The organism is Nocardia sp. JCM 34519.1 (assembly GCF_020361265.1).
Lineage (GTDB): Bacteria > Actinomycetota > Actinomycetes > Mycobacteriales > Mycobacteriaceae > Nocardia > Nocardia arthritidis_A.
Genome location: NZ_JAIRBR010000004.1, coordinates 399,993 through 425,215 on the forward strand (window position 1 = coordinate 399,993; position 25,223 = coordinate 425,215).

Sequence of the window (25,223 nt, forward strand, 5' to 3'; positions counted from 1 at the left end):
CTCCGAGGGGAGAGTGGGATGAAACTTTCTGCGCTTACTAGGGTTTCACTGCGGACGGTGGCGTTGGCCTACCTGTTCGTATTGCTGCTGCTTCCGCTGATCATCATCCTGTGGCGCACCTTCGAGAAGGGGATCGGCGCGTTCGTCGATTCGATCAGCACGCCCGCCGCCATCTCGGCGTTCCAGCTCTCGCTGCTCATCGTCGCGATCACGGTGCCGGTGAACGTGATCTTCGGCATTGTCACCGCGATCGCGCTGGTGCGTGGAAAGTTCCCGGGCCGCAACCTGGTTCAGGGCATCGTCGATCTGCCGTTCGCGGTGTCGCCGGTGGTGGTCGGTGTCGCGCTGATCCTGTTGTGGGGTGTCGACGGCTGGTTCGGCGGACTGGAAGATCTCGGCATCAAGGTCATCTTCAATCTGCCCGGCATGGTGATCGCCACCATCTTCGTGACGCTGCCGTTCGTGGTGCGCGAGGTCGAACCGGTGCTGCACGAGATCGGCGACGATCAGGAACAGGCCGCGGCCACCCTCGGCGCGTCGCGCTGGCAGACGTTCTGGCGGATCACCCTGCCCGCCATCCGCTGGGGCCTGACCTACGGCATCGTGCTCACGGTGGCCCGCGCACTCGGCGAATTCGGTGCGGTGATCATGGTCTCCTCGGCGCTGCCCGGTAAATCGCTGACGCTCACCCTGCTGGTGCACAACCGATACATCAACGACCACAACACTTTCGGCGCGTACAGCGCGGCCACCCTGTTGATGGGGCTGGCCCTGGTGACCCTGCTGCTGATGACCCTCCTCGAACGTAAGCGAGCGACCAAATGACCTCGGTCGACACCAAGAACATGATCTCGGTCTCGGGTGCGAAGAAGCGCTACGGTAGCTTCGCCGCGCTCGACGACGTCTCGATCGATATCCCGTCCGGCGCGCTCACCGCGCTGCTCGGCCCGTCCGGATCCGGTAAGTCGACGCTGCTGCGCGCCATCGCCGGACTGGAAACCCTCGATGCCGGAGTCGTCGTGATCGGCGACCGCGATGTCACCGGGGTGCCGCCGCAGAAGCGCGATATCGGCTTCGTCTTCCAGCACTACGCCGCGTTCAAACATATGACGGTGCGCGACAACGTCGCCTTCGGTCTGAAGATCCGCAAGCGGCCCAAGGCCGAGATCGCCAAGCGGGTGGACGAACTGCTCGGCATCGTGGGGCTGGACGGTTTCCAGCACCGGTATCCGGCGCAACTGTCCGGCGGCCAGCGTCAGCGCATGGCGCTGGCCCGCGCGCTCGCGGTGGATCCGCAGGTGCTGCTGCTGGACGAACCGTTCGGCGCGCTGGACGCCAAGGTGCGCGCCGACCTGCGGACCTGGCTGCGCAGGCTGCACGAGGAGGTCCATGTGACCACCGTGCTGGTCACCCACGATCAGGAGGAGGCGCTCGATGTCGCCGACCGGATCGCGGTGATGAACCGGGGCCGGATCGAGCAGGTGGGCACGCCGGAGGATGTCTACGACCGTCCCGCGAACGAATTCGTGATGTCCTTCCTCGGCGCGGTGGCCCGGTTGAACGGGCATCTGGTGCGGCCGCACGATATCCGGGTCGGGCGCGATCCCGGTATGGCGTTGGCCGCGCACGAGGGCACCGCGGAATCCGCAGGCGTCACCCGGGCGACAGTGGAGCGGGTGGTGCATCTCGGCTTCGAGGTGCGGGTGGAACTGCGCAATGCCGCGACGGGGGATCTGTTCGCGGCGCAGGTGACGCGCGGTGACGCGGAGGCACTGCGGCTCTCGGATGGCGAGACGGTGTACGTGCGTGCCACCCGGATTCCGGACCTGCCCGCGCAGTGATTCGAATACCGGTGTGCCGAACCGGGATTCGGAGTTCTCCACAGCCCCGAGTTATCCACATTCGCCGCCTCGGGGGTTGCTTGCGGGCGTTCGTCACTCGATGATCGAGTCATGGAATTCCGATCCGATGCGTGCGCGCACCGGCGCGCGATTTCGGCCGCCGTGCGCTCGTATGGCGACCGCTTCTCGGTAAGTCATGTATCCGCGGCGGTGTTGTATGAGCTGCCCGTCCGGTGCGGCTATCGGGTGCACCTGTCCGCTGATTTATGGAATCGCCGTTATTACCGGATGAATTAGATATTCGCGGAATGATTTACTTGTAACGCATACTGCCTGGTAGATGCGATGATCAATTGGTAAACCGCCGTGTTGTGATCGGCGACACGCCGGGTGTGAAATGTCGTTGAATCCGAATCCGATGTGATCGAATATGCCCCATGACGAACGAGTGACCCCGATGTTTTTCGGAATGTGATCTCGTAGGGCCGAATATACGGCCATGCCGCGACTCGCGATTGGTTGGCGAGTCTCCCCAATAATTCGCCGGGCCTGTTTCGCGTGCGCGGGGAAGGTGGACGCGAGCTGGGTCGTCGGCACCTGTCGAGAATGCATGGGAATGCAATGTCGATTCGAATGAACCTGATTCTCTCCGCTGTGATCGGCTGCGCGATCGCCATATTTCCGGCGAATTCCGCGGCCGCCGAGCCGCCCGAGGTGACCGTGGAGGAGTGGCGGCTCGACCTGCCCGACGTGCCACGCACGCCGGTACCCGCGCCGACGGCGAGCCCGCCGCTCAGCGCGGCGCCGATCGCCCAGGCGATCGACCCGTACCTGGGCGTGACGCTCGCTCAGTTGCTCGCCGGGCTGGACGGTCCGCAGCTGCGGCTCGATCCCAGTCCGGAGCAGTTCGAAAACGCAAGGCGCATAGTCGAAGTCGTCCGGCAGCGGCATATGCCCGCGATCGCCGCGGTGATCGCGCTCGCCACCGCGCTGCAGGAGTCGACGCTGCGCAACCTCACCGAGGCGGTCGACTACGACTCGCTCGGACTGTTCCAGCAGCGGCCGTCGGCCGGTTGGGGCAGGCCCGAACAGTTGACCGATCCGGTCTACGCCACCAACACGTTCCTGGACGTGCTCGAGCGGAAGGTGCCCGACTACGCGTCGGTGCCGCTGTGGCAGGCGGCGCAGACCACGCAGGGTTCGGCATTCCCGACCGCGTACGCGAGGTGGCAGGAGCAGGCGGCGATCTTGACGATGCGGATCCTGCTCGGTCAGTGAACGCTGAATGTTTGCTGTAATGGTGGCCGAGTCGCCGGTCGCAGGGTCGGCTGGAAGGTTGCTCGGTCACTATCTAAAGTGTTGCCGCACTTGGGCTTCGGCGTGTCGATGACGTGCCGGATAGCATGTCGGGCGGTTCGCGCCCGGTGTGTCTTTCCGGTCCCGGCCTGGAGCGCATGACGGTGCGTGCGACGGTGACCGCCGCCGGGCGACCCAGGTCGCCCGGCGGGTCGCCATTCGGACTGGACGGTCCGGAGTGCGTTGCGCGACAGCGGATTAGGGATCTGTTAGGGGCTATTGCCGCATGTGACGTGGGCTTCGGACCCGGGGTGTGTCGAGGTCGGCGCGTCGGCAACCCGGTGCCGGTCGACGCCGAACTTCGGCCTGGCGCAGCGCAATCCGTCGCGCGGCCGGTACGAGCCGCAGACCTGCCGAATGATCTTGTCCGCCAACGCCTCCCCAAACAGGCGGGGTGCGGACAATCGGCTGTCCGGTGGTTGGCAGGTGAGTCGCGGAGTGGTTGCGTGAGGGGAGTTCGAAGCAAATCGGCTCGGCGATCAGGTGGATTGCGATGGCGGTTGGACTCGGGTTGAGCATCGGTACGGTGAACACGGTTTCCGCGCTCGCGGAAGAGGGTTCGGACAGAGCCGACCCATCCCGTCGGCTCCGCCTCCGACCATCCCCGAGTGCCCCGCCGGGGCGCCGCCGGTCCCAGCAGCAGGCCATCACCCGCCGCACCACCCTCACCTTCGACAGCACCGGAATGACACGGGTCGGCATGATTCCCCGGCACGGTCGGGCCATCACCGAATTCGCCGATCTCACCCAGCGATCCATCGGGCAGGCGCGGCTCGGGCACCGCGCGCTGTCCCAGGCCGATCTGGTCGCGATGGTCGCCGAATCGCTGATCGGCGAGGCGCTGCAGGATCATCGCGGCGCCAAGGGCTGGCCGGAGACCAAGCCGGCGGGGCGGGCGGGTGCGAGCGTCGGCATCACGCTGACCCATCCCGCGCGCTACGCGCCCGAACACATACAGGATCTACGCTCGGCGCTGGATGCACTCGGACTGAATCACGTTGCGCTGGTTGCCGAACCGATCGCGGCCGCCACCTGGCTGGAGGCCGATCGGGGTCCGCTCATGCCCGGCCTCGCCCTGGTGTACGACCTCGGCGGCACCAGCCTCGACATCACGCTGGTGCGGGTCGGCGCGGGCTGCCCGGAGAATCCGATCGTCGGCGAACCGCTGCGCTCGCCGAGTTTCGGCGGCCGCGCCTTCGGCGCCATGGTGGCCGAGCGGGCCGCACGTGCGCGCATCTGTTCCAGCTCGCTCACCGTGGCATCCACCGATGAGCTACGCATCGAACACGTCCGCCATTCGCTCGAACTCGTCTATCGATGCCTACGCATCGCCGACGTCACCATGGCCGATGTCGACTGCGTGTTGGTGGTCGGCGGCGCGGCCCGGCCCGTCGAGGTCGCCCAGGTGCTCGCGGGCGAGCTGGCCCGGCCGGTGATCACCGCGCCCGATCCGGAACGCACCATCGCCGACGGCGCCGCCATCCTCGGCAGGCGCGCCGCGGCCGAGGCGGAGCAGTCGACCGCTCGCCAGCACGGCAGGCGCAGCGGCGCGCATCGCGCGGCCACCAGGGCGCTGGTGCTCTCCAGGCGTACGCGCCGCCGGTTGACCAGGGTCGCTGTGGCGGCCGGTATGTCACTCGGTGGAGTCGGTCTGGCGTTCGCGTTGCCTGCGGATGGGCTGGTCGCGGGCCTGTCACAACTCGGGTTGCGCTAGTACTTCGTCCGGTGTGCCGGATGGGGAAGGCTATCCGGCGGCGATCGCAGTGGGTGCCGGTCGCCGCCGGAATAGCTGATCACATACGTCGGATGTGCCAGTTGACGTGACTCCTCGTAAGTGTAACTATGGGATACAGATAACAGGTCCCATGAGGAGAGGCAGTGACGACGATGTCCACAGCCATCACGCCCGCCGTCGACCCCGATGTCGCGAAGGCCCAGGAATACGCCGCGAAACTGCTGCTGCTGTCCGAGGGCTCGGTCAACAAGCACTTCGACCCGTTCGAAGATATCGACTGGGACAATCCGGACTTCGCCGCCGACGCCGGTGTCGAGCGGTGGATTCTGCCGAAGTCCGCCGACCTCCTCGGCCGTCATCCCTGGTATCTCGCATTGCCCGTCGAGCGCCAGATCGAGATCGGGCGGTACCGGCAAGCCAATGTCGCCAAGGTCGGTTTGCAGTTCGAATCCATCCTCATCAGTGGAATGGTGATCCACAACTTCAACCAGCCCAACGGCTCGCCGGAATTCCGCTACTGCTCCCACGAAATGATCGAGGAGCACAACCACACCCTGATGTTCCAGGAGATGGTCAACCGGATCGGCGCCGATGTCCCCGGGATGGGGCCGCTGGTCAGCAAGTTCAAATACCTCGGCGCACCGGTCGCCTCGCTGTTCCCGAACCTGTTCTTCATGGCGGTGCTGGCCGGAGAAGAGCCGATCGACCACATCCAGAAGCAGATCCTGCGCTCGGACGAAGAAGTGCATCCGATCATGCGCGGCGTCATGGCGATTCACATCGCCGAGGAGGCCCGGCATATCTCCTTCGCCCACGAGTACCTGAAAAACCATGTGCCGGACGCCAATCCGTTCAACAAGCTGGTGCTCTCGATCGCCATGCCGATCGTCATGTGGATACTGGGCCGCTCGATCTTCACCCCGCCGAAAGCCTTCTTCAAGGAATTCGACATCCCGGATTCCGTGCGCAAGGAGCTGTTCTACGGCTCGAAGGAATCCAAGCAGGTATTCAGTGACTTCTTCGGTGACGTGCGCACGCTGGCCCAGGACATCGGCCTGATGAACCCGATCGGCAAGGCGGTGTGGAAGCTGCTGAAGATCGACGGCCACACCACCCGCTACCGGTCCGAGCCGCTGCGCGCCGCCAAGGCCGGCTGATGCCGTACGTCGTCACGCAGTCCTGCTGCAGCGACGCGTCCTGCGTATACGCCTGCCCGGTCAACTGCATCCATCCGACGCCCGACGAGCCGGACTTCCTGACCGCGGAGATGCTGTACGTCGACCCGCAGGCGTGCGTCGACTGCGGCGCCTGCGCGACCGCGTGCCCGGTCGATGCCATCGTGTCGACGAAAAAGCTTACGGCGGAAGAGAAACCGTTCATCGAGATCAATGCCGACTTCTACCGGCAGTCGCGCCCGCGCCCGCTGTTGGCCCGCCCGGTGCCCGCCGCCGAGATCCGCACCGGGCGCGCGCCGCTGCGGGTCGCCATCGTCGGTTCCGGGCCGTCGGCCATGTACGCCGCCGATGAGCTGCTCACCCAGCCGAACGTATCGGTCACCGTCTTCGACCGGCTGCCGGTGCCGTACGGGCTGGCCCGGCACGGCGTCGCGCCGGACCACGGGAAGACCCGGCAGGTGCGCAGGCTGTTCGACGTCATCTCGGCCCAGCCCGCATTCGGCTCGTATCTGAATGTCGAAGTGGGGCGGGATATTTCGCACGACGAATTGCTCGGCTACTTTCACGCGGTGATCTATGCCGTCGGCGCGTCCTCGGATCGCAAACTCGGCATTCCCGGCGAAGGACTGCCCGGCACGGCATCGGCCACCGACTTCGTCGCCTGGTACAACGGGCATCCCGATCACGCGGGCGACGAATTCGAGCTGACCGACCGCAGGGCGGTGATCGTCGGCAACGGCAATGTCGCGCTGGACGTCGCGCGGATACTCACCGCCGATCCGGAAGCGTTGGCACGCACCGATATCGCGCCGTCCGCCCTGCGGGCGCTGCGGGAGAGCAAGATCGAGGAAGTGGTGATCCTCGGCCGTCGCGGTGCGGCCGAATCCGCCTTCACCGTGCCGGAATTCGTCGGCCTACTCGGCTCCGATGTGGATATCGCCGTCGAGGGAGAGCTACCGGACGGTGCCGAGCTGCCGTACCAGGTGGCGCAGAAGCTGCGGTTGCTGCGTTCGGTCGCGGATCGGCCATTCGGGTCGCGGAAGCGAATCATATTCCGGTACTTGGCATCTCCGCTGTCGATCGGCGGCACCGACCGGGTCGCCGGCGTCGAGATCTCCCGCAATGCGCTCGTCACGGACACGGACGGCGAAGTGCGCGCGGTATCCACCGGAGAGTCCGAATTCCTCGACGCGGGACTGGTTCTCACCTCGGTCGGCTACCGCGGCGTCGCGCTGCCCGGCCTGCCGTTCGACCAAAAGGCCGGTGTCATCCCGAATCTCAACGGTCGGGTGCTGGAGCAGTCCGGCGGTGCGGTCGTCGCCGGTACCTACGTGACGGGCTGGATCAAGCGCGGGCCGACCGGTTTCATCGGAACCAACAAGTCCTGCGCCCAGGAGACCGTCCGCCAGTTGGCCGACGACTACAACGCGGGCCGACTGAACGAACCAGCCGGTGGTGCAACGGATTTCGATCGCTTGATCCGATCGCGCCGCCCCTCGGCGCTACCGGGCGGCGCGGCGGCCCGCCGCAACCCGGTCCGTCGCCTGCTCACCCGCGCGTAAGCCGGAACCTATGCGGGAGCGGTGTTATCGAACTGCTTCGCCGTGTCTTCCAGCTTCGCTCGATATTGCTGCCACCAGGTCGAGTCACGGGCGGGCATATTGTCGTTGCCGTCACGTAGGCCTGCCGCGCCGTCGATCAACTCGCGGACGATGTCGGCATGTCCGGCGTGCCGGTTGGTTTCGGCGACCACATGCACCAGGATCTGGTGCAGCGTGACGGTCCGGCGGTCCTCGGGCCACCACGGGACCGAGCCCTCGGCCGTCAGCTCGAGGCTGTCGATCGTGGCGTCGGCATATGCCCAGGCCCGACGGTAGAACCCGATGATGTCCGCGCGGGACTGTTCGGTGGTGGCCCACATGTCGGCCGTCGGATCGGCCTCGAAGTCGTATTCGGTGAATGGTTCGCCGGATACGGGTCGGGCGAATGTGTCACCGAAGTAGCCGAACTCGACGGTGCCGAGGTGTTTGACCAAGCCGAGCAGATTTGTGCCGGTCGGTGTCATCGGGCGACGCACGTCGTACTCGGACAGGCCGTCGAGTTTCCACAGCATGGCTTCACGGGCAGAGCGCAGATAACGGTGCAGATCCGCTTTGGGACCGGAGACAGTCATATCCTGCACTCTGCCATTTCCGCCAGGATCAGCGGGCGGTGAAGCCGCCGTCGATGGACAGGGCCGCGCCGGTGATGAAGCTCGCCTCCTCGCTGAGCAGGTATGCGCAGAACGAGGCGATTTCGTCGGGGGTGCTGATCCGGCCGATCGGGTGCAGGGCCTCGATCGACGCCAGGCTCTCCGGGGTCGCGCCCATCGTGGCGCGGAAGGCCGGAGTGTCCACTGCTCCGGAGCACAGGGCGTTCACCCTGATGCCCTGTGCCGCGGTCTCCAGCGCGACCGCCCGGGTGAGCCCGACCACGCCGTGCTTGGCGGCGACATACGGTGAGATGGAACCCATTCCGACGAGGCCGACGTTGGACGCATTGTTCAGGATGACCCCGCCACCCGAGGCGGCCAGCGCCGGAACCTGGTGTCGCATACCGTAATACACGCTGGTCAGATTCACCTCCAGATCGGCGCGCCAACCCGCGTCGTCGATATCCTGCACCGGGCCGATGGCGGTGATGGTCCCGGCATTGTTGAAAGCCATGTCCAGCCTGCCGAATTCGGTGAGCGCGGCCTCGGTCAGGCGGGCCACATCGGCCTCCGACGTGACATCGGTCGGCACGAATACCGCCCGCGCGCCCGTGGCGCGGATCTCCTCGGCCACCGCCTCGCCCGCGTCCTTGCCGCGCGAGCCGAGGACGACCGCGGCGCCCTCGGCCGCCAGTCGCAGGGCGACGGCCCGGCCGATTCCGGAACTGGCGCCGGTGATCAGCGCGACCTGGTTCGCGAATCGGGTAGACATCGTTTCGATTTCCTTTCCGTCCATGCGATTTCGCCTCGGTCGACGTCATCGCGGAACCGAGTCAACCCGCTGTGGGAGTGCGCTGCTGGCGGAAAACGGTCCTGTAGTTGATGCATCATTGGTCGCCGCCTTTCGTCACGCGATGCCGAAATACGCGATGCGAGCAATGATTTAGTTACCGACCAGTTGGTGCGTCATGGTAATGCGGGAAAGTGCGCGAAAACCGGGCGCAGGTACGGTGATGACCCAAATTTCCCTGATCGCCAAGGGGTAGCCGAATCGCCCGTGTCGCAAGGGGTTTGCGAAAGTCCAGGGGGCTGAACGGATTTGAAGAAACCGCTCTACCTGCGAATATCTGAAATGATGGCGATCGGACAAACCTTTCGTATCAATCCGGTATCCGATAGCGCACCGAACGGTTAACCTGTAGAGGCTGTTTGGAAGACGACCGCGGCCACATGGGCCCCTGTGCACTGGACGTGGTCTCGGTACGTTGACGGGATAGCGAATGACAATAGGTCTTGGGTGCAGCATCGGCACAGTGAACTCGGTTTCGGCCTCGGTGACCGGTGAGCGACCCCGACCGGCCGTGCGCACGCGGCGCACGGCGGTGACCTTCGACAGCACGGGCAGCGCGCGGATCGGCGGCATACCCCAATTCACCATGGCGGTAACCGATTTCGCGGATCTGACCCGCGATCCGGAATCGGTGGTCGTCGGCGGCAGGCTCTGGTCGCCGACGAATCTCGTCGCCGCCGTGGTGAACGGGCTGATCGAGGCGGCCGAACCGAATGCCGGAGTCGTAACCACCTATCCCGCAACCTATTCCGAGAAACAGGTGGCGCTGCTGCGGCAGGCGCTCGATCTCGCGGGCGCGGCGCATGTCATGCTGGTGCCGGAGCCGGTGGCCGCTGCGGAATGGCTCGCACACGAATACGGGCCACTGGAAACCGGCTTCGTCCTCGTCTACGACCTCGGCGGCAACTGCCTCGACGTCGCGGTGGTCCGGGTCGGCCCCGACTGGGACAACCACCCGATGGTCGGAAAGCCCATGCGCTCATACGATTTCGGCGGGCGTCCACTCGGCGCGATGATCGCGCGCTATGCGAAGGGCGTGCTGCCCGATCGGTCCGGATCGCTGTCCATGACATCGATCGTCGATATCGACAGCCTGCGCACCGAACACGTGCGCGATTCGCTGGAGATAGTTCGCGCCTGCGTGCGCTCGGCGGATATCACCATGTCCGATATCACCCGGGTGCTGCTGGTCGGCGGTGCGGCCCGGCCGCCCGAGGTCGCCCGCACCCTCGCCGAACTCGGCCGCCCCGTGGTGATCTCGGCGGATCCGGGCCATTCCATCGCCGCGGGCGCCGCGTTCATGGCGGCCCGCACCATGGCACCCACCGGACCCGGCGACAACAAGACGCCGCGTGTCGCCGTATTCTCCAGCGCCGCAGCGGTTTCCGCCATGGCGATGTCCGCGATGACGGTATTCGGCGGGCCGGGCGGTCCCGGGCCCACCGCGATACTCGACCCGTTCCCGGCGATCGACGCGCCGGTCGATGCGCTGCTCTACGATATGCACGCCGAAGACCTGCTCAACCGGGATGCTCCGGTCTCCGAATGGAGCCTGACGCGCACCAGCGGCAACCCCATCGCCGGATCCGCATACGGCCGGTTCATCACCCCCGTCGCCCGGTCCGTCCAATTGGGCCCATCCATGGCCGACAGCCTCATCGGTCACCGTGCCGATCCCCGAAGCCTCAGCGACTCAGTGGAATCCATGTACACCTACGCCAACCCGGCGCAGTTCGTGAACCCGCTCCCGTTCCTGCGTTCGCAGCCGAGTGTCACACCGCAATCGGGTTGGCCCGCACCGGCTCCGGTACCTCCCGCAGCGCAGCCGCCCGCCCCCGCGCCGCAGCCCCCCGCGCCGGTATCGGCTCCGCCCCAGGGCGGCCCGGCTCCTGCGCCCGTCGGCGCGCCGACCACTCCCGGAAAACCCACGGATACAACGGTTTCCGCGAGCACTCCGAGCAGTACGGCCGCTTCGGGTACTCCCGCGTCGAGTGGTGCGGGATCACCGACCGGCACGGTCTCGACGGGTACCCAATCCGGAGCACCCGCATCGAACGGCGGGTCGCCGTCGACCGGCACCGTCAGCGAAACATCCTCCAGCACAAGCTCTTCCAGTGGAACCGCCGCGAAGGATACGTCGTCGAGCAGCGGCGCTTCCGCGGGCTCCAACCCCTCCGGCCGGTCCTCGGGCAACTCCTCTTCGGGCGACCATACCTCCGGCTCGAGCAACGACGGTTCATCCGCGAAGGGCGGCTCCACCGGTGAAAAATCCACCACCTCGTCACACGAAACCTCGTCCAGCGGACCATCTTCCGCAGGCGCCTCGTCCGGCCGATCCGCCGAAGCCGCCGGTTCCCACGAAAGCTCGCACGGCGGCTCATCCTCCGGTGGCGCGCGCGGCCACTGACCCACTGTGTAGCTGTTCCCGATGGTTCGTTTCTCCTGCTCCGGTCGTAGCTCGGCCCACGCTGAACCGCCCGGCGGAAACGGAATTGTCTGGTGCCGGTGAATCGTCCTCGAGGTGATGCCTTCACCCTGCGATGCGGAAATTCGATCGGCGAGCCCGGACCCGTTGGCGGAGCGGCCGACTCGGGGATCTCGCCGTTGGATCTTGCTCGGTTTCGTGACCGGTCAGGTGAGGATGCCTGCGAGCTGGTCGGTGGCTTGGATGATCCAGTCCGGATCGCCGTGCTGACGGCCCCAGAGCGCGGATCTGACCGCACGAGCCTGCGCCCAGCGACGACCTCGATCGCGGTCGATATCGGCCGCGTCGCAATACATGTCGAGTCCGCGCAACAGGTTGGCTTCGGGGTCGGGGGTGAACAGCAGCGGGGCGAAACGGCGACTGCGGATCACGGTGGCGGTGTCGTAGGCGGGGTCACCGACGTAGCCTTTGGGGTCGATCGCCATCAGGCGTTCGCGTCCGCCGGTCAGGACATTGCTGTCGCTCAGGTCGCCGTGGACGAGGGTTTCGGGTTGGTCGGGGCCGAGTTCGCGAAGGGTGGCCAGGGCCGCGTCCACAACTGCGCGAGGCAGCGGATGGCCGAGTTCGGCTGCGGTGGTGCGGATCTCGTGTTCCCAGTCGGTGACCATATCGCTGATGCGCGGAAGCCCTGCGGGGGCGTCGACCGACAATCGCCGCGACAATTCGCCCAATGCGGTGACGGCTTGGTCGAAATCGGTTACCTCGGCAAGCGTCGCGTGTCCGGATCGTTCGAGCAGCATCGCGAATCGGTCGTCGTCGCGGGCGTAGAGCTGCACCGCGCCGCGCCCGTTCCATACAGTGAACGCATCGGGTTCGTGAACGTTCCCCGGATGGGGAAACGACACCTTCACCACCGCCGCGGGCAGGTCCGGATGCCGAACGGGCACAACGATTCCGACATGTCCGTGCATGATGGGCCCGTCCGGTGTACAGGACCAGCGCTGCAACAGTTCGTCGACGAGGCCGGGCAGTACGTCGAGCCATGCCTGGCCGGACTCTCCTTCGCGCAGCACTGTCTCGCGGGCGAATTCGTCGGGGATGTCGATCACACCCCGACTGTAAACATGCCGCAGAATCAGGTCATCGGCTTCACGGGTCTGTGCCTCGCACACTGCGTCGACGACGACGAGTGGTACATGGGCCACCGGGGCGAACCGGGGGAGCCGATCTTCTGCTGGTCCAGCTACGGTGCGGATCTCGGTGCCGCGATCGACGGCCTGTAGAACGACTCCCGAGGCACCAACCTGACGACAGGCCGCCCGTCGGTCGGCTCAGGCGGTTCCAGCGAGCAAAGCAGTGTCGGCGTCGGAGTTGGGGGCCAGGTCGGCGGGGTTGGTATTCGCGCCGCAGAGGATGACGCACAGTTTCTCACCGGGCGCGGGACGGTAGGCCTGAACCCTGTCGAATTCGGTGACGGCGGCGAAAGCGGTTGCGGCGCCGTTCTCTACGGCTATCCGGCGGCAGTCCCAGAGCGCGGCGCGTGCGGCGGTGATGGCCGGGTCGGGGACGAGAACCGAACGGACATCGTAGTTTTGGGCCGCATGCAGGGCCAGTTCGGTCACCCGGGCGGCCCCGAGCGAGTCGGCCGCGATGGAGTCGACCGGCCCGTCCACCACCCGGCCCGCCTCGATCGCGACGTTGAGCGCGCGGCAGTTCGCCGGTTCGACCGCAACCGTCCGGATGCCGAAATGTGCTGCGACGGTGGCGATTCCGGCGAACAGGCCGCCACCGCCGACGGCGACGACAACGGTGTCGAGATCCGGCAGCTGTCGCCGGATCTCCAGCATGAGCGTGCCCGCGCCCGCGGCGATCAGCTCGTTGTCGTACGCATGCGACAGCAGTGCGCCCGATGTGGCGGCGAATTCGCGGCAGGCGGCCAGCGCCTCGTCGTATCCGGTGCCGACCAAGCGCACATCAGCGCCGTATTCGACCAGCCGGTCGACCTTTACGGCGGGTGCGGTGGTCGGCACGAATACGGTGGCGCGCACACCCTGCTGTCGCGCCGCCCACGCACACGCCAGCCCGGCATTGCCGCCGGAGGCGATGGTCACCCCGGCCGCGGGCAGGGTGCCGCCGTCCCGGTGCGCCCGGATGAAATTCTGTGCGCCGCGCGCCTTGAACGAACCCGTGTGCTGCATGAATTCCAGCGCCAGCCACGCCTGGCAGGGTTCTTCGCCCGCGGCGCGGACGAAGCCGTGATCCATCGGCGCGATCGTCACCGGACGCACCTGCCCGGCGATCCGTGCCGCGGCGGCCTCGACCTCGGAATAGTTCAGTTCCATTGCACTCCTTGGTATTCCACTCCGCCGGTGCGGCGGCGCGCCAGACAGATACAACGTATCGTACGATGTCTCCCATGCCTAGACATTCGGCGGCCCTGACGCGGGCGACGCAGGAGCGGATCGCCGCGACGGCGCTCGCCATCATCGACGCCGAGGGTCCCGACGCGCTGAGTTTCCGCGCGGTGGCCGCCCGCCTCGATATCTCGCATGCCACCGTGCAGCGCCGCTGCGGCGATATCGCGGGCCTGCTGGACCTGTGTGTCGATCATCTGGTGAGCGCGCTACCCGAGCCGTCGCCCGGCGCCGCGTGGGCCGAGGCGACGGAGATCCGTTTCCGCGGGCTCTACCGGCTGTTGATCGCGCACACCGGCCTGGCGGCGCTGCGCGGCGCGCGCTCCTGGCTCGGACCGCGCATCCTGGAACGCCTGGTCGAGCCGCAGCTCGCGGACAGTATCGCGGCGGGAATGTCGCTGGCCGAGGCGATTTCCACCTATCGTCAGCTGTATCTGTTCACCCTCGGCGCCGCGAATTTCGTCGATCACCGCGATCCGAAATCGAGCCGCCGCCGCACCCGCGCGACGCTCGCCACCCTGGATCCAGACGAATTCCCCTGTTTGACAACGGATTTCGATACGATCGCCGATGCTCTCGTCGATCACGAGGTGTACTACGAAGGCCTGCGCCGCTTGATCGCCGCCGCCCCCGTGCGGTAGTTCATATCGAACCGGCAACCGCGGGTGGCGATCTCGAAGCAACCCGGGGACGCGGGATACCCCTGCGGGGCACAATGGTCCGATGGAAGACGGTGGGGGAGCACCCGAGCTGATCGCGCTGGATGTGGACGGCACCCTGTTACAGACGGGGATGCCGGTGAGCGCGCGCGTCGCCGATGCCGTCCGGGCGGCGGTTGCCTCGGGTGCGCACGTGGTGGTGACCACCGGCCGGACGCTGCTGGCGACCCGCCCGGTACTGGCGGAGCTCGGGCTCGTCGACGGCCATGCCCTCTGCTCGAACGGCGCGGTGCACATCGATGTGGCGCGCGGCTCCCCGGTCACCGTGCAGTCGTTCGATCCGGCGCCCGCGGTGTCGGCGCTGCGAATGCTGTTCCCGGAGATGATCTTCGCGGTGGAGAAGGTCGGCGTCGGCACCTGGGCCACCGGGGTCGGACCGGCCGGGTACACCCTCGGCGAATTTCTGCTCGTCGACCACGGCGAGTTGAGCGCGGAACCCACCCCGCGACTGAACTGCTGGCTGCCGAACGGATCGCTGGCGGACATGCTGCTCACCTTGGCCGCGTTCGAGGTGCCGGGTGCGAGCTGGGTGCACGGCGAATTCGGGCCGTGGCTCACGGTTTCCCGGCAGGGTGTCTCCAAAGGCTGGGCGCTGGAACGCCTTCGGTGCGCGCTCGGTATCCCGGGCGCGGCCACCCTCGCCATCGGCGACGGCTACAACGACCGCGAAATGCTGAACTGGGCCGGGCATTCCGTCGCCATGGCCAACGCGCCGGACGACGTCAAGGAGTACGCCGACGAGATCACCGGCGATGTGCTCGACGACGGTGTCGCGGCGGTGCTGGAACGCTGGTTCTGATTCAGGCCAGATCGATCTGCGCGACCATCGGCGTCGTCGGCCCGGCGGAACCGGCGATCGGTTCGGCGGTGATGGTGACCAGCCGGATGTCCTCGGGGAGGTCGGCGACGAGTTCGGTGCTCTTACCCGCCGTTCGCATCATGCCCGCCGATCGCGCCGTCCCGTCGTGGCGGACCAGCCACAGTTGATATTCGTGCTCGTTGTCCAGCGCGGGCAGCCCGAAGGCGGAGACCGCCACCTTCCCGACGCTCTGTGAGAGCACCGCGGTGGCCGATCCGCCCCCGACCACGACGACGCCGTCCCTGGTCACGGCGTCGCGAGCCCGCCGAACCTGCTCCAGCGGCACCGGGGCGCCCGCCTCCTGTTCGTGATCGAGCAGAAGCAGTCCGCCGACGAAGGTCGCGGCGGCTGCGGTGGCGGCGAGCCCGGCGGCGATCCGGGTGGTCCACCGGTGGCCGCCGGTGCGCGCCGGTTCGGTGTCGAATTCGAACGGCGGCATGATCGATGTGCCGGTGAGGTCGTCGAGCGGCGGCATGACGGCGGTGCTGTCGAGCCGCTGATGCGCCCGGATATCGGCCAGTACCTTGACTTTCACCGCCCCGGCTCGGGCCGGTGGCAGTGCGAGCGCCAATCGCGCTGTCACCGAGCGTAATTCGGTGATTTCCCGGCGACAGTCCGGGCAATCGAGCAGATGCGATTCGAAGGTGGCCCGCTCGATGGCGCTCAAGGCGTCGAGTACGTAAGCGCCGGTGTCGGAACGGCTTTCGCAGATCATGCCCGAACCCCCATATCGCGCAGCATGATCAGGCCGTCGCGCATACTCGATCGCACGACCGTGACGGATTCGGCCAGCGCGGTGGACACCTCGTGATCGGTGTATCCGCCGTAGTAGGCGAGGATCAGCGACCGCCGCTGTGGTTCGGTGAGTTGGTTCAGCGCGGCCGACACCGGGTCGTGCGCCAGTTCGTCGAGCGTGCCCGCCTCGTCGAACCGCTGCCCGGGGCGTCGATCGCGCGCGTGCTCGTAGCGCACCCGATCGACCGCGCGCTGGTGCGCGATGGTCAGCACCCAGGCCAGCGCGCCGCCGTCGGATTCGCCGAACCGGTTCGCCTTCAACCAGACCTCGAGCAGCACCTCCTGGGCGACCTCCTCGGCAAGGTCCCGGTCGTGCAGGATTCGGGTGACGATGGCGAGCACCGGTCCGGCGATCGCGTCGTAGAGCTCGGCGTAGGCGTGCTCGTCGCCGCAGGCGACGCGGCCGAGCAACCGCTCGAGCGGTGCGGCGGTGGGTACTGCTCGGGTGCGACTGACCATGCGGTGTCCTTCCAAGCTCGACCGGGGCCGACGGCTGGTGTGTGCCAGATCATAGGACCCCGGTCGCATCGCAACGCCTCGGCTACCTGTTTCGCGCGCATCGATTCCGCAACAACCTGCACGGTCGCGCCCGTTACCGGCGGGGCGCGACCGTTGCTCGGCGGTGCGCAATCGCTGGGAAAACGCTGCGCGGCAGCGGGATCCGTCAGTCGACTCCGCCGGTCCGCGCCAGTACCTCCAGGTAGTGCGGGTTCGACATCAATCCGAGCACGTTGCCGAACGGATCGACCACCGAGGCCGTGACGAAATCACCGTCGCCGTGCCTGGTGACCGGCAGGTACTGCGTCGCGCCGAGTTCGAGCAATCGCGCGAGCGCGCCGTCGAGGTCGTCGACATGCCAGTTCAGGATGGCCCCGCCGGGCGGGTTCTCGGCGCCGGCCGGGCCGTACGCACGATTGATGATGCCGAATTCGTGCTGGTAATCGCCGAGCCGCCACTCGAGGTAGCCGCCGGGTACCTGGTAGTACGGCTCGATACCGAAGAACTCGGTGTACCAGGCTCGGGCCGCCGCCAGGTCGTCGGTGTAGAAGGTGCTCGTCGCCATTCCGCGCAACATTTCGGATCTCCTTCGGGTCGTTTTCGACTTGCTTGTCTCCATCGTCGAACTCAAAGTGCGCACCGAATGAGCACTTTTATCGGCAGAATCGGATTCATGCGAGCGGACAGGTTGGTGGCCACCCTGCTGCTGATGCAGGCGCGTGGCCGGGTCACCGCGGCGGAACTGGCCGCGGAGTTGGAGATTTCGGTGGCGACGGCCCGCCGCGATCTCGAGGCGCTCTCGGCGGCGGGCGTTCCGGTCTATCCGCAGCCGGGCCGGGGTGGTGGCTGGTCGCTGATCGGCGGCGCGCGCACCGATCTCACCGGATTGACGGCGGGTGAGGCCCGGGCGCTGTTCCTGTTGGCCGGGCCGACCGCGGGGTCGGTGCCGGAGGCGAAGTCGGCGCTGCGAAAGTTGGTGCGCGCGTTACCGCAGACGTTCCGGGGTGATGCGCAGGCGGCCGCGGACGCGGTGATCATCGATCCGGCGCGCTGGGGTCAGCCGAATCGCGAGATACCCACCCTGGTGGGTCTGCTGCAGCGTGCGGTGGTGCAGCGCAAGAAGGTTCGCTTCGGATATCGGAGCAGGGGCGGTGCGCCGTCCGAACGCACCGTCGACCCATGGGGTTTGGTCGACAAGGACGCCGACTGGTATCTCATCGCCGGAACGGAACAGGGGCAGCGCACATTTCGGGTCGACCGCATATCCGAAGTGGTGGTGACGGACGAAACGGCGCACCGGCCAGCGGATTTCGACCTCGACGCCGCCTGGGCCCGGGTGGTGGACGAAATGGAGCGGCGGCGCGCCGAAACCTCCGCCACCGTGCTGATCACCGCCCATTTGCTTCCGGTGCTGCGGAAACAGCAGGGCCGCAACTGTGTTCCGGACGGCGAAGCGGCCGACGGACGGGCTCGGTGCCGCGTCACCGCGCCGACGCCGCACATGCTCGCCCAGCAACTGGCGGGCTGGGCCGCCGATATCGAAGTGCTCGGGCCGGAATCGGTTCGGCAGGAACTGGCGGCCATCGGGCGGGAGCTGGTCGACCGGTACCGGTGAATCCGAGGGCTCGCCGTGCGAATTTCAGGGCGGGGATCGCGGTCTGTCCGATTCGGCTATGTGAATCGAAATCCATTGTGACAGAAGGAATAACGCGTTCGTCCCGGTTTTGGTGATGTCCGAAGTGTCCGATATGTTGGGGCGTTCGGCCCGATGTGGGCCGGGCAGCTGATTCGAGACGTCCGTTGGGGACGTCAGGGGAAGGGATAACGAATATGGTCCGTCGGACCTTTGGGCGCACCGGTGTCAAGGTGATCGCAGCCGCACTGCCGCTGGCGGTCGGAGTCATGTTCTCCGGTGTGGCCGCGGCCGATCCGGGGCCGGTGGCCTCGGCGGTCGCGCCGGTCGCGCTCGTGCAGTCCGCTGCCGAGGTCTCCGCGCCGGTCGCGTCGCAGCCGGTGGTCGAGGCGCCGGTCGCACAGCCCGTCGCCGCGGTGCAGGCGCCGGCCGCCACCCCGGTGGCCGGACTGCCGTTGGATGAGGTTGCCACCAATCCCAATGCGCAGAACCACGATCCGCTGGCCAACGGCGCGGTCGCGGGCATCATGGCCGGCGCCGCCGCTTCCGGCATCCTGGGTGCGGTGAGCGGTCTCGGCATCATGAGCATCCCGCTCGCGATCAGCGGCGCCATCTCCGGCGCGCTGTGGGGTGCGGTGATCGGTCTGGTGGTCGGCGCGGTCGCGCCGCAGGCCGTCCCGCAGGTACTGCCCTGATAGGGTGATCTTGGGCCGTGTCGAGGACGAAAGTCCTTGGCACGGCCCATTTTTCGTTCAATGGGCCGAGATGCGCCGACCAGTGCGCGAATGACCTCGCCGGCCACCATCGCGTGACCGCTCGCGGTGAAATGGATGAGATCGGCGCTCATCAGATCCGGGCGCAGCCGCAGCGGATATCCCAGAAGCCCACCAGCACAGCGTCATTGCGCGCGGCCGTCGCCCGAATAACCTCGTTCACCCTGGCTATCGGTGTGCGCATCGGCCGCATCGGCGCCATCCGCGAACCGCCGCGACGGTGTGTCGCCGTTCGTGCAATAAAACTACGACCGACCGTTCGTATATGTGAGGCGGGGATGGAAGAATAGACCCGTGGCCACCCCGAACACCACCTCCGACCAGCAGGGAACCGATCAGCGCCTGGCCAAGGGCGCCCGCGCCAGAGCCGCCATCGCCCGGCATGCGGTCGACGTCGCCTCGGTCGAGGGGTTGAACGGGGTGACCATCGGCAGGCTCGCCACCGACCTCGGCATCAGCAAGAGCGGTATCGCCACCCTGTTCGGCAGCAAGGAGGCGCTGCAGGTGGCGGCGGTAAAGGCGGCCAGGGAAGTGTTCATCGAAGAGGTTGTCGCCCCGGCCATGTCCGAACCGGACGGGCTACCTCGGCTGCGGGCACTGATCGACGGCTGGTTCGAGCACATCACCAGCCCGGTCTTTCCCGGCGGCTGTTTCCGCGTCGCCACCATCGCCGAATTCGACAGCAGGCCCGGCCCGGTCCGCGATGTCATCGCCGAAGACCACCGCGACTGGCTCACCTTGCTGGCCAAGGAGATTCGCCGCGCACAGGAACAGGGGCGGCTCGGTGCCCGCGACGCCGACATGATCGCGTTCGAACTCGACGCCGTGGTATCCGCGGCCAATACCGCGCGTCAGATGGGCGACGAACCGGGCGTGGCCACCGCGCGCGCCATCATCGATCGGTTGCTGACCTGAAACTCTTTGCCGGACACGCTACTTCGACATGCCCGAACGGGTACGCGGCGCGGGCGTAAGATCGCGGACATCCGCGGTGGCCCGAGCGAACGGGGACGAAGATGGACTCCAGGATCATCGGTGGCGTCATGCCGGTGCTCGAGATCACGCTGGACCCGGGCGACCGGCTCAATGCCGAGGCCGGACAGCTGTCCTGGATGACGGAGTCCATCCGGTTGCACACCTCGACCAAAGGGGCCAGCTCGAGTTTGTTCGGCGCGGTGCGGCGGGCGGCCAGCGGCGGCGGCCTGTTCATGACCGAATACACCGCGGCGAAAATACCCGGGCGGGTGGCATTCGCGGCCAAGTTGCCCGGCCATATCGTTCCGGTCGCCCTGCAGCCGGGCGGGGAATATCTGGTGCACCGGCACGGATTTCTCTGTGCCACCGCCGATGTGCGCCTGGCGCTCAGCTTTCAGCGGCGGCTCGGCGCGGGCATCTTCGGCGGCGCCGGCTTCACCCTGCAAAAGTTGAGCGGCTCCGGCAACGCATGGATCGAACTCTCGGGCGAGATAGTGCCCTACACCCTCGCCCCCGGCGAAACCCTGCGGGTACACCCCGGCCACATCGGAATGTTCGACGCCTCGGTAGATTTCGACATCACCATAATCCGCGGCGTCCGCAACATCCTCTTCGGCGGCGACGGCCTCTTCCTCGCCCAACTCACCGGCCCCGGCCGCGTCTGGCTGCAATCCATGACAATCAGCAACCTGGCCCACGCCCTCACGCCTTACCTGCCATCAGCGGGCGGATAGCCGAGGTACGTCGCCTCGGCTACCCGGCGGCGAGTTTCACAGGAAGCCATGACCGCACAGATCAATCTGCGATATTGCCAATCCCGTTGACGCGCAACGCCAACCAGGAAGGTTGGGGCTCAGGCCGTGCGGGCGAGGCGGGTGGGGAGGGCGGCGGCGTAGCGGTCGAGGACGATCTCGGTGAGGGCGGGGTGGGGGCCGATTGCGTTGGCGTGGGGGATGTCCGGGGCGGACGAGAGTAGGCGGTCGGTGAGTAGGCCGGGAGCCAGGAACCACGGGGCGACGAACATGTGAGTCGCGCCTCGGGTGGTTAGGCGGGAAATGGCTTGGGGGAGGGATGGTTCGGTGGTCGCGAAGCAGATTTCGGTGTGCCAGCCGGTGATCGCGGCGAGTCTGCGGGCGACGGCGGCGGTCCGGGTATTCGCGGCGGCCGATGACGAGCCGACTGCGGCGACCGCAACGCCGATGCTCCCGGCGCTGTGCCCCGCTGCGAGCAGTTGGAGTTCGGTGGGCATCGTTTGGGCTGCCGATAAGAGAGGCCTGGCATCGGTTTCGCGCGGGCCGACGGAGCTGACCGGCGTACTTATCTCGGTGATGGACGAATGTTGCTGCGTGGCAATGACTTCCGCGACCCGGTCGCGCAGCGCGCGGACCAGCCGCGGATCGGGACCCAGGACATCGGCCTGCGTCAGCCGCAGCAGTGGATGCCTGGAGCGGGCGGTGTCGAGTATCCCGGGGAGATCCACCCGTGCGTGGAATGCGCTGCCCAGCAGCAGCGGTACCACCACCGCGCGCGTATGTCCTTGCGCCGCAACGGCATCGATGACCTGATCGACCGACGGCGCGCTCAGATCCAGGAACGCGAGGCGCACATCGATATCCGGCCGTGCCGCCGCGATACCGGCGACCACCGCCGCCATGGTCGCCGCCGACCGCGGATCCCGGCTGCCGTGCGCGACGGCGATCAGCGCGGGAACATCCCCCGGCGTCGCCGTCTCGGTTGTGTCGATGTCCGCTGCCGCATCGGGTCGCGGTGCGGTGTGCCGTGGCGCGGCGGCGGCCAGTGCGACGGCTTCCCCCGGCGTCGCTGCGGCTGTCGCGGTCGTGTCGATGGACGCCGCCGCATCGGGCCGTGATGTGATGGGTTTTGTCACGACGGGGACCGGTGCCAGGGTGTTCTTCGGAGCCACGATCCCGGGCCGCTGAGCCGTGCCGAGGCGCGGCGCGGTATCGAAGCGCGATGGTACTGCGCCGAGGGCGCCGGAAGCAGCGGGAAATATTGCCGCCCAGTCCATCTCAGGCCCCGGTGCCGACCTCGACGGCGGTCAGCACGTCGCCGACCAGTCCGGCGGCGAGGGTGTTGCCGCCGGAAGGATCGATGAGGAGGAAGCTGCCGGTGTGGCGGTTGACCCGGTAGTCGTCGGCGGGGATCGGTTCGGCGAGGCGGATCGAGATGCGGCCGATATCGTTGAGCGCCAAGGTTTCCGGGTCCGGTTCGGCGGTGAGGCGCTGTTCGTCGAAGCGCTCCAGCAGCGCGCCGACGATGGCCTGGGTGGTGCGGGTGCCGTGCTTGAGCAGCAGGCGGGCGCCGGGGCGCAGCGGTTTGTCACCGAGCCAGCAGACGGTGGCGTCGAAGCTGTCGGTCGGTTCCGGTGCGTCGGCGGGGGAGGCGAGGATATCGCCGCGGGAGATGTCGACGTCGTCGGCCAGCAGCAGGGTGACGCTGCGACCGGTCTGCGCGACGGCCAGCTCACCGTCGGGAGTGTCGACGCGGGCGACGGTGGTGCGAATACCCGAAGGCAGCACCACGATCTCGTCACCAGGCGAGACCGAACCGGCGGCGATCTGTCCGGCGTAACCGCGGTAGTCCGGGTATTCGGCGGTGCGCGGCCGGATGACGTACTGCACGGGGAAGCGGAAACCGAGCGCATGCCTGCCCGCCGAATCCGCGTCCACCGGAACGGATTCCAGGTGCTCGATAAGCGAGGGCCCGTCGTAGTACGGGGTATTCGCGGAGCGCGACGCGATATTGTCGCCGTGCAGCGCGGACACCGGAATCTCCAGCACATCCTCCCGCGCCCAGCCGAGTGTGCTTGTCAGCGTGGCGAATTCGGCGGAGATATCGGCGAACACCTGGGCCGCGTCATCCACCAGGTCGATCTTGTTCACCGCGAGCACCAGTTTCGGCACCCCGAGCAGCGCCAGCACCGCCGCATGCCTGCGTGTCTGCTCGACGACGCCCTTGCGCGCGTCGACCAGCAGGATCACCAGTTGTGCGGTGGACGCGCCGGATACCGTGTTGCGGGTGTACTGCACGTGTCCCGGTGTGTCGGCGAGCACGAAAGACCGCTTGGGCGTAGCGAAGTAGCGGTAGGCGACATCGATGGTGATGCCCTGCTCGCGTTCGGCGCGCAACCCGTCGACGAGCAGTGAAAGATCCGGGGTGGCCAGACCTTTGTCCACCGATGCGCGGGTGACGGCGTCGATCTGGTCGGCCAGTACGGATTTCGTGTCGTAGAGCAGCCGCCCGACCAGGGTGGACTTACCGTCGTCGACAGAACCGGCGGTAGCCAGCCGCAATAGGTCGGCCATCAGAAATATCCTTCTCTCTTACGATCTTCCATCGCGGCCTCGGAAACCCGGTCGTCACCGCGGGTGGCGCCGCGCTCGGTGAGCCGAGACGCCGCCACCTCGGCGAGGATGTCCTCGTTCGTCGCCGCTTCGGAAAGGATTGCGCCGGTGGATGATCCATCACCGACGGTGCGGTAGCGCACCGAACGGACCTCCAGCGTCTCGTCCTCGCGCGGGCCGCCCCATACGCCGGGCGTCATCCACATGCCGTCGCGCTGGAACACCGGACGCTGGTGGGCGTAGTAGATGCTGGCGAGATCCACGTTCTCCCTGGCGATGTAGCGCCAGATGTCGAGCTCGGTCCAGTTGCTGAGCGGGAAGACCCGCACATGCTCGCCGGGCGCGTGCCGCCCGTTGTACAGGTTCCACAGCTCGGGCCGCTGTCGCTTCGGATCCCACTGCCCGAATGCGTTGCGCAGCGAGAAGATTCGCTCCTTCGCCCGGGACCGCTCCTCATCGCGGCGCCCGCCGCCGAAGACGGCGTCGAAGCGGTGCTCACCGATCGCGTCCAGCAGCGGGACGGTCTGCAGCGGGTTGCGGATGCCGTCGGGGCGCTCGGTGAGCCGCCCGTCGGCGAGGTAGTCCTCGACGCGGGCGACATGCAGGCGCAGCCCGTACTTTTCGACGATCCGGTCCCGGAATTCGAGCACCTCCGGCAGGTTGTGCCCGGTGTCGACGTGCAGCAGCGCGAACGGCAGCGGCGCGGGCCAGAACGCCTTCAACGCCAGATGCAGCAGCACCGTCGAATCCTTGCCGCCGGAGAAGAGGATCACCGGCCGCTCGAATTCGCCTGCCACCTCACGGAATACGTGGATGGATTCGGATTCGAGCGCGGCGAGCGTGTCGAATTCGCTGATTCCGAGTGAACGTGCGCTGATGGTTTCGGTCATGATTGATGCAACCCGCATTCGGTCTTGGCGAGGCCGGCCCAGCGGCCGCTTCGCGGATCGGATCCCGGCTCCGGCTTCCGGGTGCACGGAGCGCAGCCGATGGACGGATATCCCTCCTCCACCAGAGGATTGACGAGGATGCCGTGCTGTTCGATGTAGGACTGCATCTCGTCGTCGGACCAGGCGGCGATCGGGTTGATCTTCACCAGTCCGAAGGCCTCGTCGAACGAGATCAGCGGTGCGTTCGCCCGGGTCGGCGCCTCGACGCGGCGGATACCGGTGACCCACGCGTTGTAGCCCGACAGCGACCGCCGCAGCGGCACCACCTTGCGCAGGCGGCAGCATTCGTTCGGGTCGCGGGCGAACAGATCCTTACCGAGCAACCGATCCTGTTCGGCCACAGTGTGTTCCGGGCGGACGTTGACCACGTTCACCCCGTAGACGGCCTCGACCGCGTCGCGGGTGCCGATGGTTTCGGCGAAGTGGTAGCCGGTGTCGAGGAAGAGCACGTCCACTCCGGCGCGGACCTGCGCCGCGAGCTGTACCAGCACACCGTCCTGCATATTCGATGCGACGATATAGCCGGTGCCGAAGGTGCGGTCGGTCCATTCGAGCAGTTCGGTGGCGGTGGCGTCGGGGCCGAGTTCGGCCGCACCGTGCGCGGCGATCGCGCGCAGTTCGCTCTCATCCAGTTTTGCCAGCGTCGTTTCAGGCATCGGCCTTCTCCTT

General features: G+C 67.1%; 25 protein-coding genes. 14 read left to right on the forward strand and 11 right to left on the reverse strand.

Translation table 11 applies throughout. The features are described 5' to 3' along the window. Positions 1-18: 18 nt before the first annotated feature. From cysW to LGY53_RS13880, 6 genes are all read left to right on the forward strand, one after another. Positions 19-825 carry a sulfate ABC transporter permease subunit CysW gene (cysW, locus tag LGY53_RS13855; RefSeq protein WP_167473287.1) on the forward strand — a complete coding sequence of 269 codons (807 nt, stop codon included), beginning with the start codon at positions 19-21 and terminating at the stop codon, positions 823-825. 20 nt (positions 826-845) lie between these two features. Next, positions 846-1,841: a sulfate/molybdate ABC transporter ATP-binding protein gene (locus LGY53_RS13860; protein WP_225727223.1), complete on the forward strand. Its 996-nt coding sequence runs from the start codon at positions 846-848 to the stop codon at positions 1,839-1,841. A gap of 633 nt (positions 1,842-2,474) precedes the next feature. Next, positions 2,475-3,119 carry a hypothetical protein gene (locus LGY53_RS13865; RefSeq protein ID WP_225727076.1) on the forward strand — a complete coding sequence of 215 codons (645 nt, stop codon included), beginning with the start codon at positions 2,475-2,477 and terminating at the stop codon, positions 3,117-3,119. 571 nt (positions 3,120-3,690) lie between these two features. After that, positions 3,691-4,911 (forward strand): Hsp70 family protein, encoded by a 1,221-nt coding sequence (locus LGY53_RS13870; protein ID WP_225727077.1) that lies wholly within the window; start codon positions 3,691-3,693, stop codon positions 4,909-4,911. Positions 4,912-5,084: 173 nt separating this feature from the next. Further along, the gene (locus LGY53_RS13875) at positions 5,085-6,089 is read left to right on the forward strand and encodes a diiron oxygenase (protein WP_225727224.1); all 1,005 of its coding nucleotides are present in this window, start codon (positions 5,085-5,087) and stop codon (positions 6,087-6,089) included. Continuing rightward, a complete protein-coding gene (locus LGY53_RS13880; RefSeq protein ID WP_225727078.1) occupies positions 6,089-7,669 on the forward strand; it encodes an FAD-dependent oxidoreductase in 1,581 nt (526 codons plus the stop codon). The genes LGY53_RS13875 and LGY53_RS13880 overlap by 1 nt, the downstream gene beginning before the upstream one ends. Positions 7,670-7,677: 8 nt before the next feature. On the opposite strand, the gene LGY53_RS13885 is transcribed toward LGY53_RS13880, so the two are convergent. Together LGY53_RS13885 and LGY53_RS13890 are read right to left on the reverse strand one after the other, a co-directional pair. After that, positions 7,678-8,280 carry a DinB family protein gene (locus LGY53_RS13885; protein WP_225727079.1) on the reverse strand — a complete coding sequence of 201 codons (603 nt, stop codon included), beginning with the start codon at positions 8,278-8,280 and terminating at the stop codon, positions 7,678-7,680. 28 nt (positions 8,281-8,308) lie between these two features. Beyond that, positions 8,309-9,070 (reverse strand): SDR family NAD(P)-dependent oxidoreductase, encoded by a 762-nt coding sequence (locus LGY53_RS13890; RefSeq protein WP_225727080.1) that lies wholly within the window; start codon positions 9,068-9,070, stop codon positions 8,309-8,311. Positions 9,071-9,611: 541 nt separating this feature from the next. Between LGY53_RS13890 and LGY53_RS13895 the strand changes: the two genes are divergently transcribed. Next, on the forward strand, positions 9,612-11,555 hold the full coding sequence (locus LGY53_RS13895; protein WP_225727081.1) for an Hsp70 family protein: 1,944 nt from the start codon (positions 9,612-9,614) through the stop codon (positions 11,553-11,555). Between the two features lie 224 nt (positions 11,556-11,779). Here the strand turns inward: LGY53_RS13895 and LGY53_RS13900 are convergent, their stop codons facing one another. Further along, positions 11,780-12,682, reverse strand: coding sequence for an aminoglycoside phosphotransferase family protein (locus tag LGY53_RS13900; protein ID WP_225727082.1), 903 nt, complete (start codon positions 12,680-12,682; stop codon positions 11,780-11,782). A gap of 15 nt (positions 12,683-12,697) precedes the next feature. Between LGY53_RS13900 and LGY53_RS13905 the strand changes: the two genes are divergently transcribed. After that, positions 12,698-12,856, forward strand: coding sequence for a hypothetical protein (locus LGY53_RS13905; protein ID WP_225727083.1), 159 nt, complete (start codon positions 12,698-12,700; stop codon positions 12,854-12,856). A 48-nt stretch (positions 12,857-12,904) separates the two neighbouring features. Here LGY53_RS13905 and LGY53_RS13910 read toward each other — a convergent pair whose 3' ends face one another. Further along, positions 12,905-13,915 (reverse strand): threonine/serine dehydratase, encoded by a 1,011-nt coding sequence (locus LGY53_RS13910; RefSeq protein WP_225727084.1) that lies wholly within the window; start codon positions 13,913-13,915, stop codon positions 12,905-12,907. A gap of 74 nt (positions 13,916-13,989) precedes the next feature. Here LGY53_RS13910 and LGY53_RS13915 point away from each other — a divergent pair, with 74 nt between their 5' ends. Continuing rightward, positions 13,990-14,628, forward strand: coding sequence for a TetR/AcrR family transcriptional regulator (locus LGY53_RS13915; RefSeq protein ID WP_225727085.1), 639 nt, complete (start codon positions 13,990-13,992; stop codon positions 14,626-14,628). Positions 14,629-14,710: 82 nt separating this feature from the next. After that, positions 14,711-15,505 carry an HAD family hydrolase gene (locus tag LGY53_RS13920; protein WP_225727086.1) on the forward strand — a complete coding sequence of 265 codons (795 nt, stop codon included), beginning with the start codon at positions 14,711-14,713 and terminating at the stop codon, positions 15,503-15,505. Position 15,506: 1 nt separating this feature from the next. On the opposite strand, the gene LGY53_RS43950 is transcribed toward LGY53_RS13920, so the two are convergent. The 3 genes from LGY53_RS43950 to LGY53_RS13935 all read right to left on the reverse strand — a co-directional run bounded on the left by LGY53_RS43950 (position 15,507) and on the right by LGY53_RS13935 (position 17,435). Further along, positions 15,507-16,280, reverse strand: a complete 774-nt coding sequence (locus LGY53_RS43950; RefSeq protein ID WP_305082707.1) for an anti-sigma factor — start codon at positions 16,278-16,280, stop codon at positions 15,507-15,509. Continuing rightward, entirely contained in the window at positions 16,277-16,819 is a 543-nt protein-coding gene (locus tag LGY53_RS13930; protein ID WP_225727087.1) for a sigma-70 family RNA polymerase sigma factor, read from the reverse strand. The genes LGY53_RS43950 and LGY53_RS13930 overlap by 4 nt, the downstream gene beginning before the upstream one ends. Before the next feature lie 205 nt (positions 16,820-17,024). After that, complete coding sequence (locus LGY53_RS13935; RefSeq protein WP_225727088.1) at positions 17,025-17,435, reverse strand: VOC family protein; 411 nt, start codon at positions 17,433-17,435, stop codon at positions 17,025-17,027. A gap of 96 nt (positions 17,436-17,531) precedes the next feature. Between LGY53_RS13935 and LGY53_RS13940 the strand changes: the two genes are divergently transcribed. From LGY53_RS13940 to LGY53_RS13955, 4 genes are all read left to right on the forward strand, one after another. Next, on the forward strand, positions 17,532-18,473 hold the full coding sequence (locus LGY53_RS13940) for a YafY family protein (RefSeq protein ID WP_225727089.1): 942 nt from the start codon (positions 17,532-17,534) through the stop codon (positions 18,471-18,473). Positions 18,474-18,688: 215 nt separating this feature from the next. After that, positions 18,689-19,186: a hypothetical protein gene (locus tag LGY53_RS13945; RefSeq protein ID WP_225727090.1), complete on the forward strand. Its 498-nt coding sequence runs from the start codon at positions 18,689-18,691 to the stop codon at positions 19,184-19,186. A gap of 372 nt (positions 19,187-19,558) precedes the next feature. Beyond that, positions 19,559-20,179: a TetR/AcrR family transcriptional regulator gene (locus LGY53_RS13950; protein WP_225727091.1), complete on the forward strand. Its 621-nt coding sequence runs from the start codon at positions 19,559-19,561 to the stop codon at positions 20,177-20,179. Positions 20,180-20,280: 101 nt separating this feature from the next. Continuing rightward, positions 20,281-20,973, forward strand: coding sequence for a TIGR00266 family protein (locus LGY53_RS13955; RefSeq protein WP_225727092.1), 693 nt, complete (start codon positions 20,281-20,283; stop codon positions 20,971-20,973). A gap of 119 nt (positions 20,974-21,092) precedes the next feature. On the opposite strand, the gene LGY53_RS13960 is transcribed toward LGY53_RS13955, so the two are convergent. The 4 genes from LGY53_RS13960 to LGY53_RS13975 form a co-directional block, all read right to left on the reverse strand. Then, positions 21,093-21,893: a sirohydrochlorin chelatase gene (locus LGY53_RS13960; protein WP_374111179.1), complete on the reverse strand. Its 801-nt coding sequence runs from the start codon at positions 21,891-21,893 to the stop codon at positions 21,093-21,095. A gap of 376 nt (positions 21,894-22,269) precedes the next feature. Further along, on the reverse strand, positions 22,270-23,565 hold the full coding sequence (locus LGY53_RS13965) for a sulfate adenylyltransferase subunit 1 (protein WP_225727094.1): 1,296 nt from the start codon (positions 23,563-23,565) through the stop codon (positions 22,270-22,272). Next, positions 23,565-24,512: a sulfate adenylyltransferase subunit CysD gene (gene cysD / locus LGY53_RS13970; protein ID WP_174867322.1), complete on the reverse strand. Its 948-nt coding sequence runs from the start codon at positions 24,510-24,512 to the stop codon at positions 23,565-23,567. The genes LGY53_RS13965 and cysD overlap by 1 nt, the downstream gene beginning before the upstream one ends. Continuing rightward, a complete protein-coding gene (locus LGY53_RS13975) occupies positions 24,491-25,210 on the reverse strand; it encodes a phosphoadenylyl-sulfate reductase (protein ID WP_225727095.1) in 720 nt (239 codons plus the stop codon). The genes cysD and LGY53_RS13975 overlap by 22 nt, the downstream gene beginning before the upstream one ends. Positions 25,211-25,223 lie beyond the last annotated feature (13 nt).

Bases quoted from the DNA above. Each gene is read 5' to 3' on its own strand.
- LGY53_RS13890 (WP_225727080.1), bottom strand. From the start codon at position 9,070: ATGTCTACCCGATTCGCGAACCAGGTCGCGCTGATCACCGGCGCCAGT.
- LGY53_RS13930 (WP_225727087.1), bottom strand. From the start codon at position 16,819: ATGGTCAGTCGCACCCGAGCAGTACCCACCGCCGCACCGCTCGAGCGG.
- LGY53_RS13915 (WP_225727085.1), top strand. From the start codon at position 13,990: ATGCCTAGACATTCGGCGGCCCTGACGCGGGCGACGCAGGAGCGGATC.
- LGY53_RS13960 (WP_374111179.1), bottom strand. From the start codon at position 21,893: ATGGCGGCGGTGGTCGCCGGTATCGCGGCGGCACGGCCGGATATCGAT.
- LGY53_RS43950 (WP_305082707.1), bottom strand. From the start codon at position 16,280: ATGATCTGCGAAAGCCGTTCCGACACCGGCGCTTACGTACTCGACGCC.
- LGY53_RS13910 (WP_225727084.1), bottom strand. From the start codon at position 13,915: ATGGAACTGAACTATTCCGAGGTCGAGGCCGCCGCGGCACGGATCGCC.
- cysW (WP_167473287.1), top strand. From the start codon at position 19: ATGAAACTTTCTGCGCTTACTAGGGTTTCACTGCGGACGGTGGCGTTG.
- LGY53_RS13905 (WP_225727083.1), top strand. From the start codon at position 12,698: ATGCCGCAGAATCAGGTCATCGGCTTCACGGGTCTGTGCCTCGCACAC.
- LGY53_RS13920 (WP_225727086.1), top strand. From the start codon at position 14,711: ATGGAAGACGGTGGGGGAGCACCCGAGCTGATCGCGCTGGATGTGGAC.
- LGY53_RS13875 (WP_225727224.1), top strand. From the start codon at position 5,085: ATGTCCACAGCCATCACGCCCGCCGTCGACCCCGATGTCGCGAAGGCC.
- LGY53_RS13975 (WP_225727095.1), bottom strand. From the start codon at position 25,210: ATGCCTGAAACGACGCTGGCAAAACTGGATGAGAGCGAACTGCGCGCG.
- LGY53_RS13965 (WP_225727094.1), bottom strand. From the start codon at position 23,565: ATGGCCGACCTATTGCGGCTGGCTACCGCCGGTTCTGTCGACGACGGT.
- LGY53_RS13865 (WP_225727076.1), top strand. From the start codon at position 2,475: ATGAACCTGATTCTCTCCGCTGTGATCGGCTGCGCGATCGCCATATTT.
- LGY53_RS13945 (WP_225727090.1), top strand. From the start codon at position 18,689: ATGGTCCGTCGGACCTTTGGGCGCACCGGTGTCAAGGTGATCGCAGCC.
- cysD (WP_174867322.1), bottom strand. From the start codon at position 24,512: ATGCGGGTTGCATCAATCATGACCGAAACCATCAGCGCACGTTCACTC.
- LGY53_RS13860 (WP_225727223.1), top strand. From the start codon at position 846: ATGATCTCGGTCTCGGGTGCGAAGAAGCGCTACGGTAGCTTCGCCGCG.
- LGY53_RS13940 (WP_225727089.1), top strand. From the start codon at position 17,532: ATGCGAGCGGACAGGTTGGTGGCCACCCTGCTGCTGATGCAGGCGCGT.
- LGY53_RS13870 (WP_225727077.1), top strand. From the start codon at position 3,691: ATGGCGGTTGGACTCGGGTTGAGCATCGGTACGGTGAACACGGTTTCC.
- LGY53_RS13935 (WP_225727088.1), bottom strand. From the start codon at position 17,435: ATGTTGCGCGGAATGGCGACGAGCACCTTCTACACCGACGACCTGGCG.
- LGY53_RS13880 (WP_225727078.1), top strand. From the start codon at position 6,089: ATGCCGTACGTCGTCACGCAGTCCTGCTGCAGCGACGCGTCCTGCGTA.
- LGY53_RS13955 (WP_225727092.1), top strand. From the start codon at position 20,281: ATGGACTCCAGGATCATCGGTGGCGTCATGCCGGTGCTCGAGATCACG.
- LGY53_RS13885 (WP_225727079.1), bottom strand. From the start codon at position 8,280: ATGACTGTCTCCGGTCCCAAAGCGGATCTGCACCGTTATCTGCGCTCT.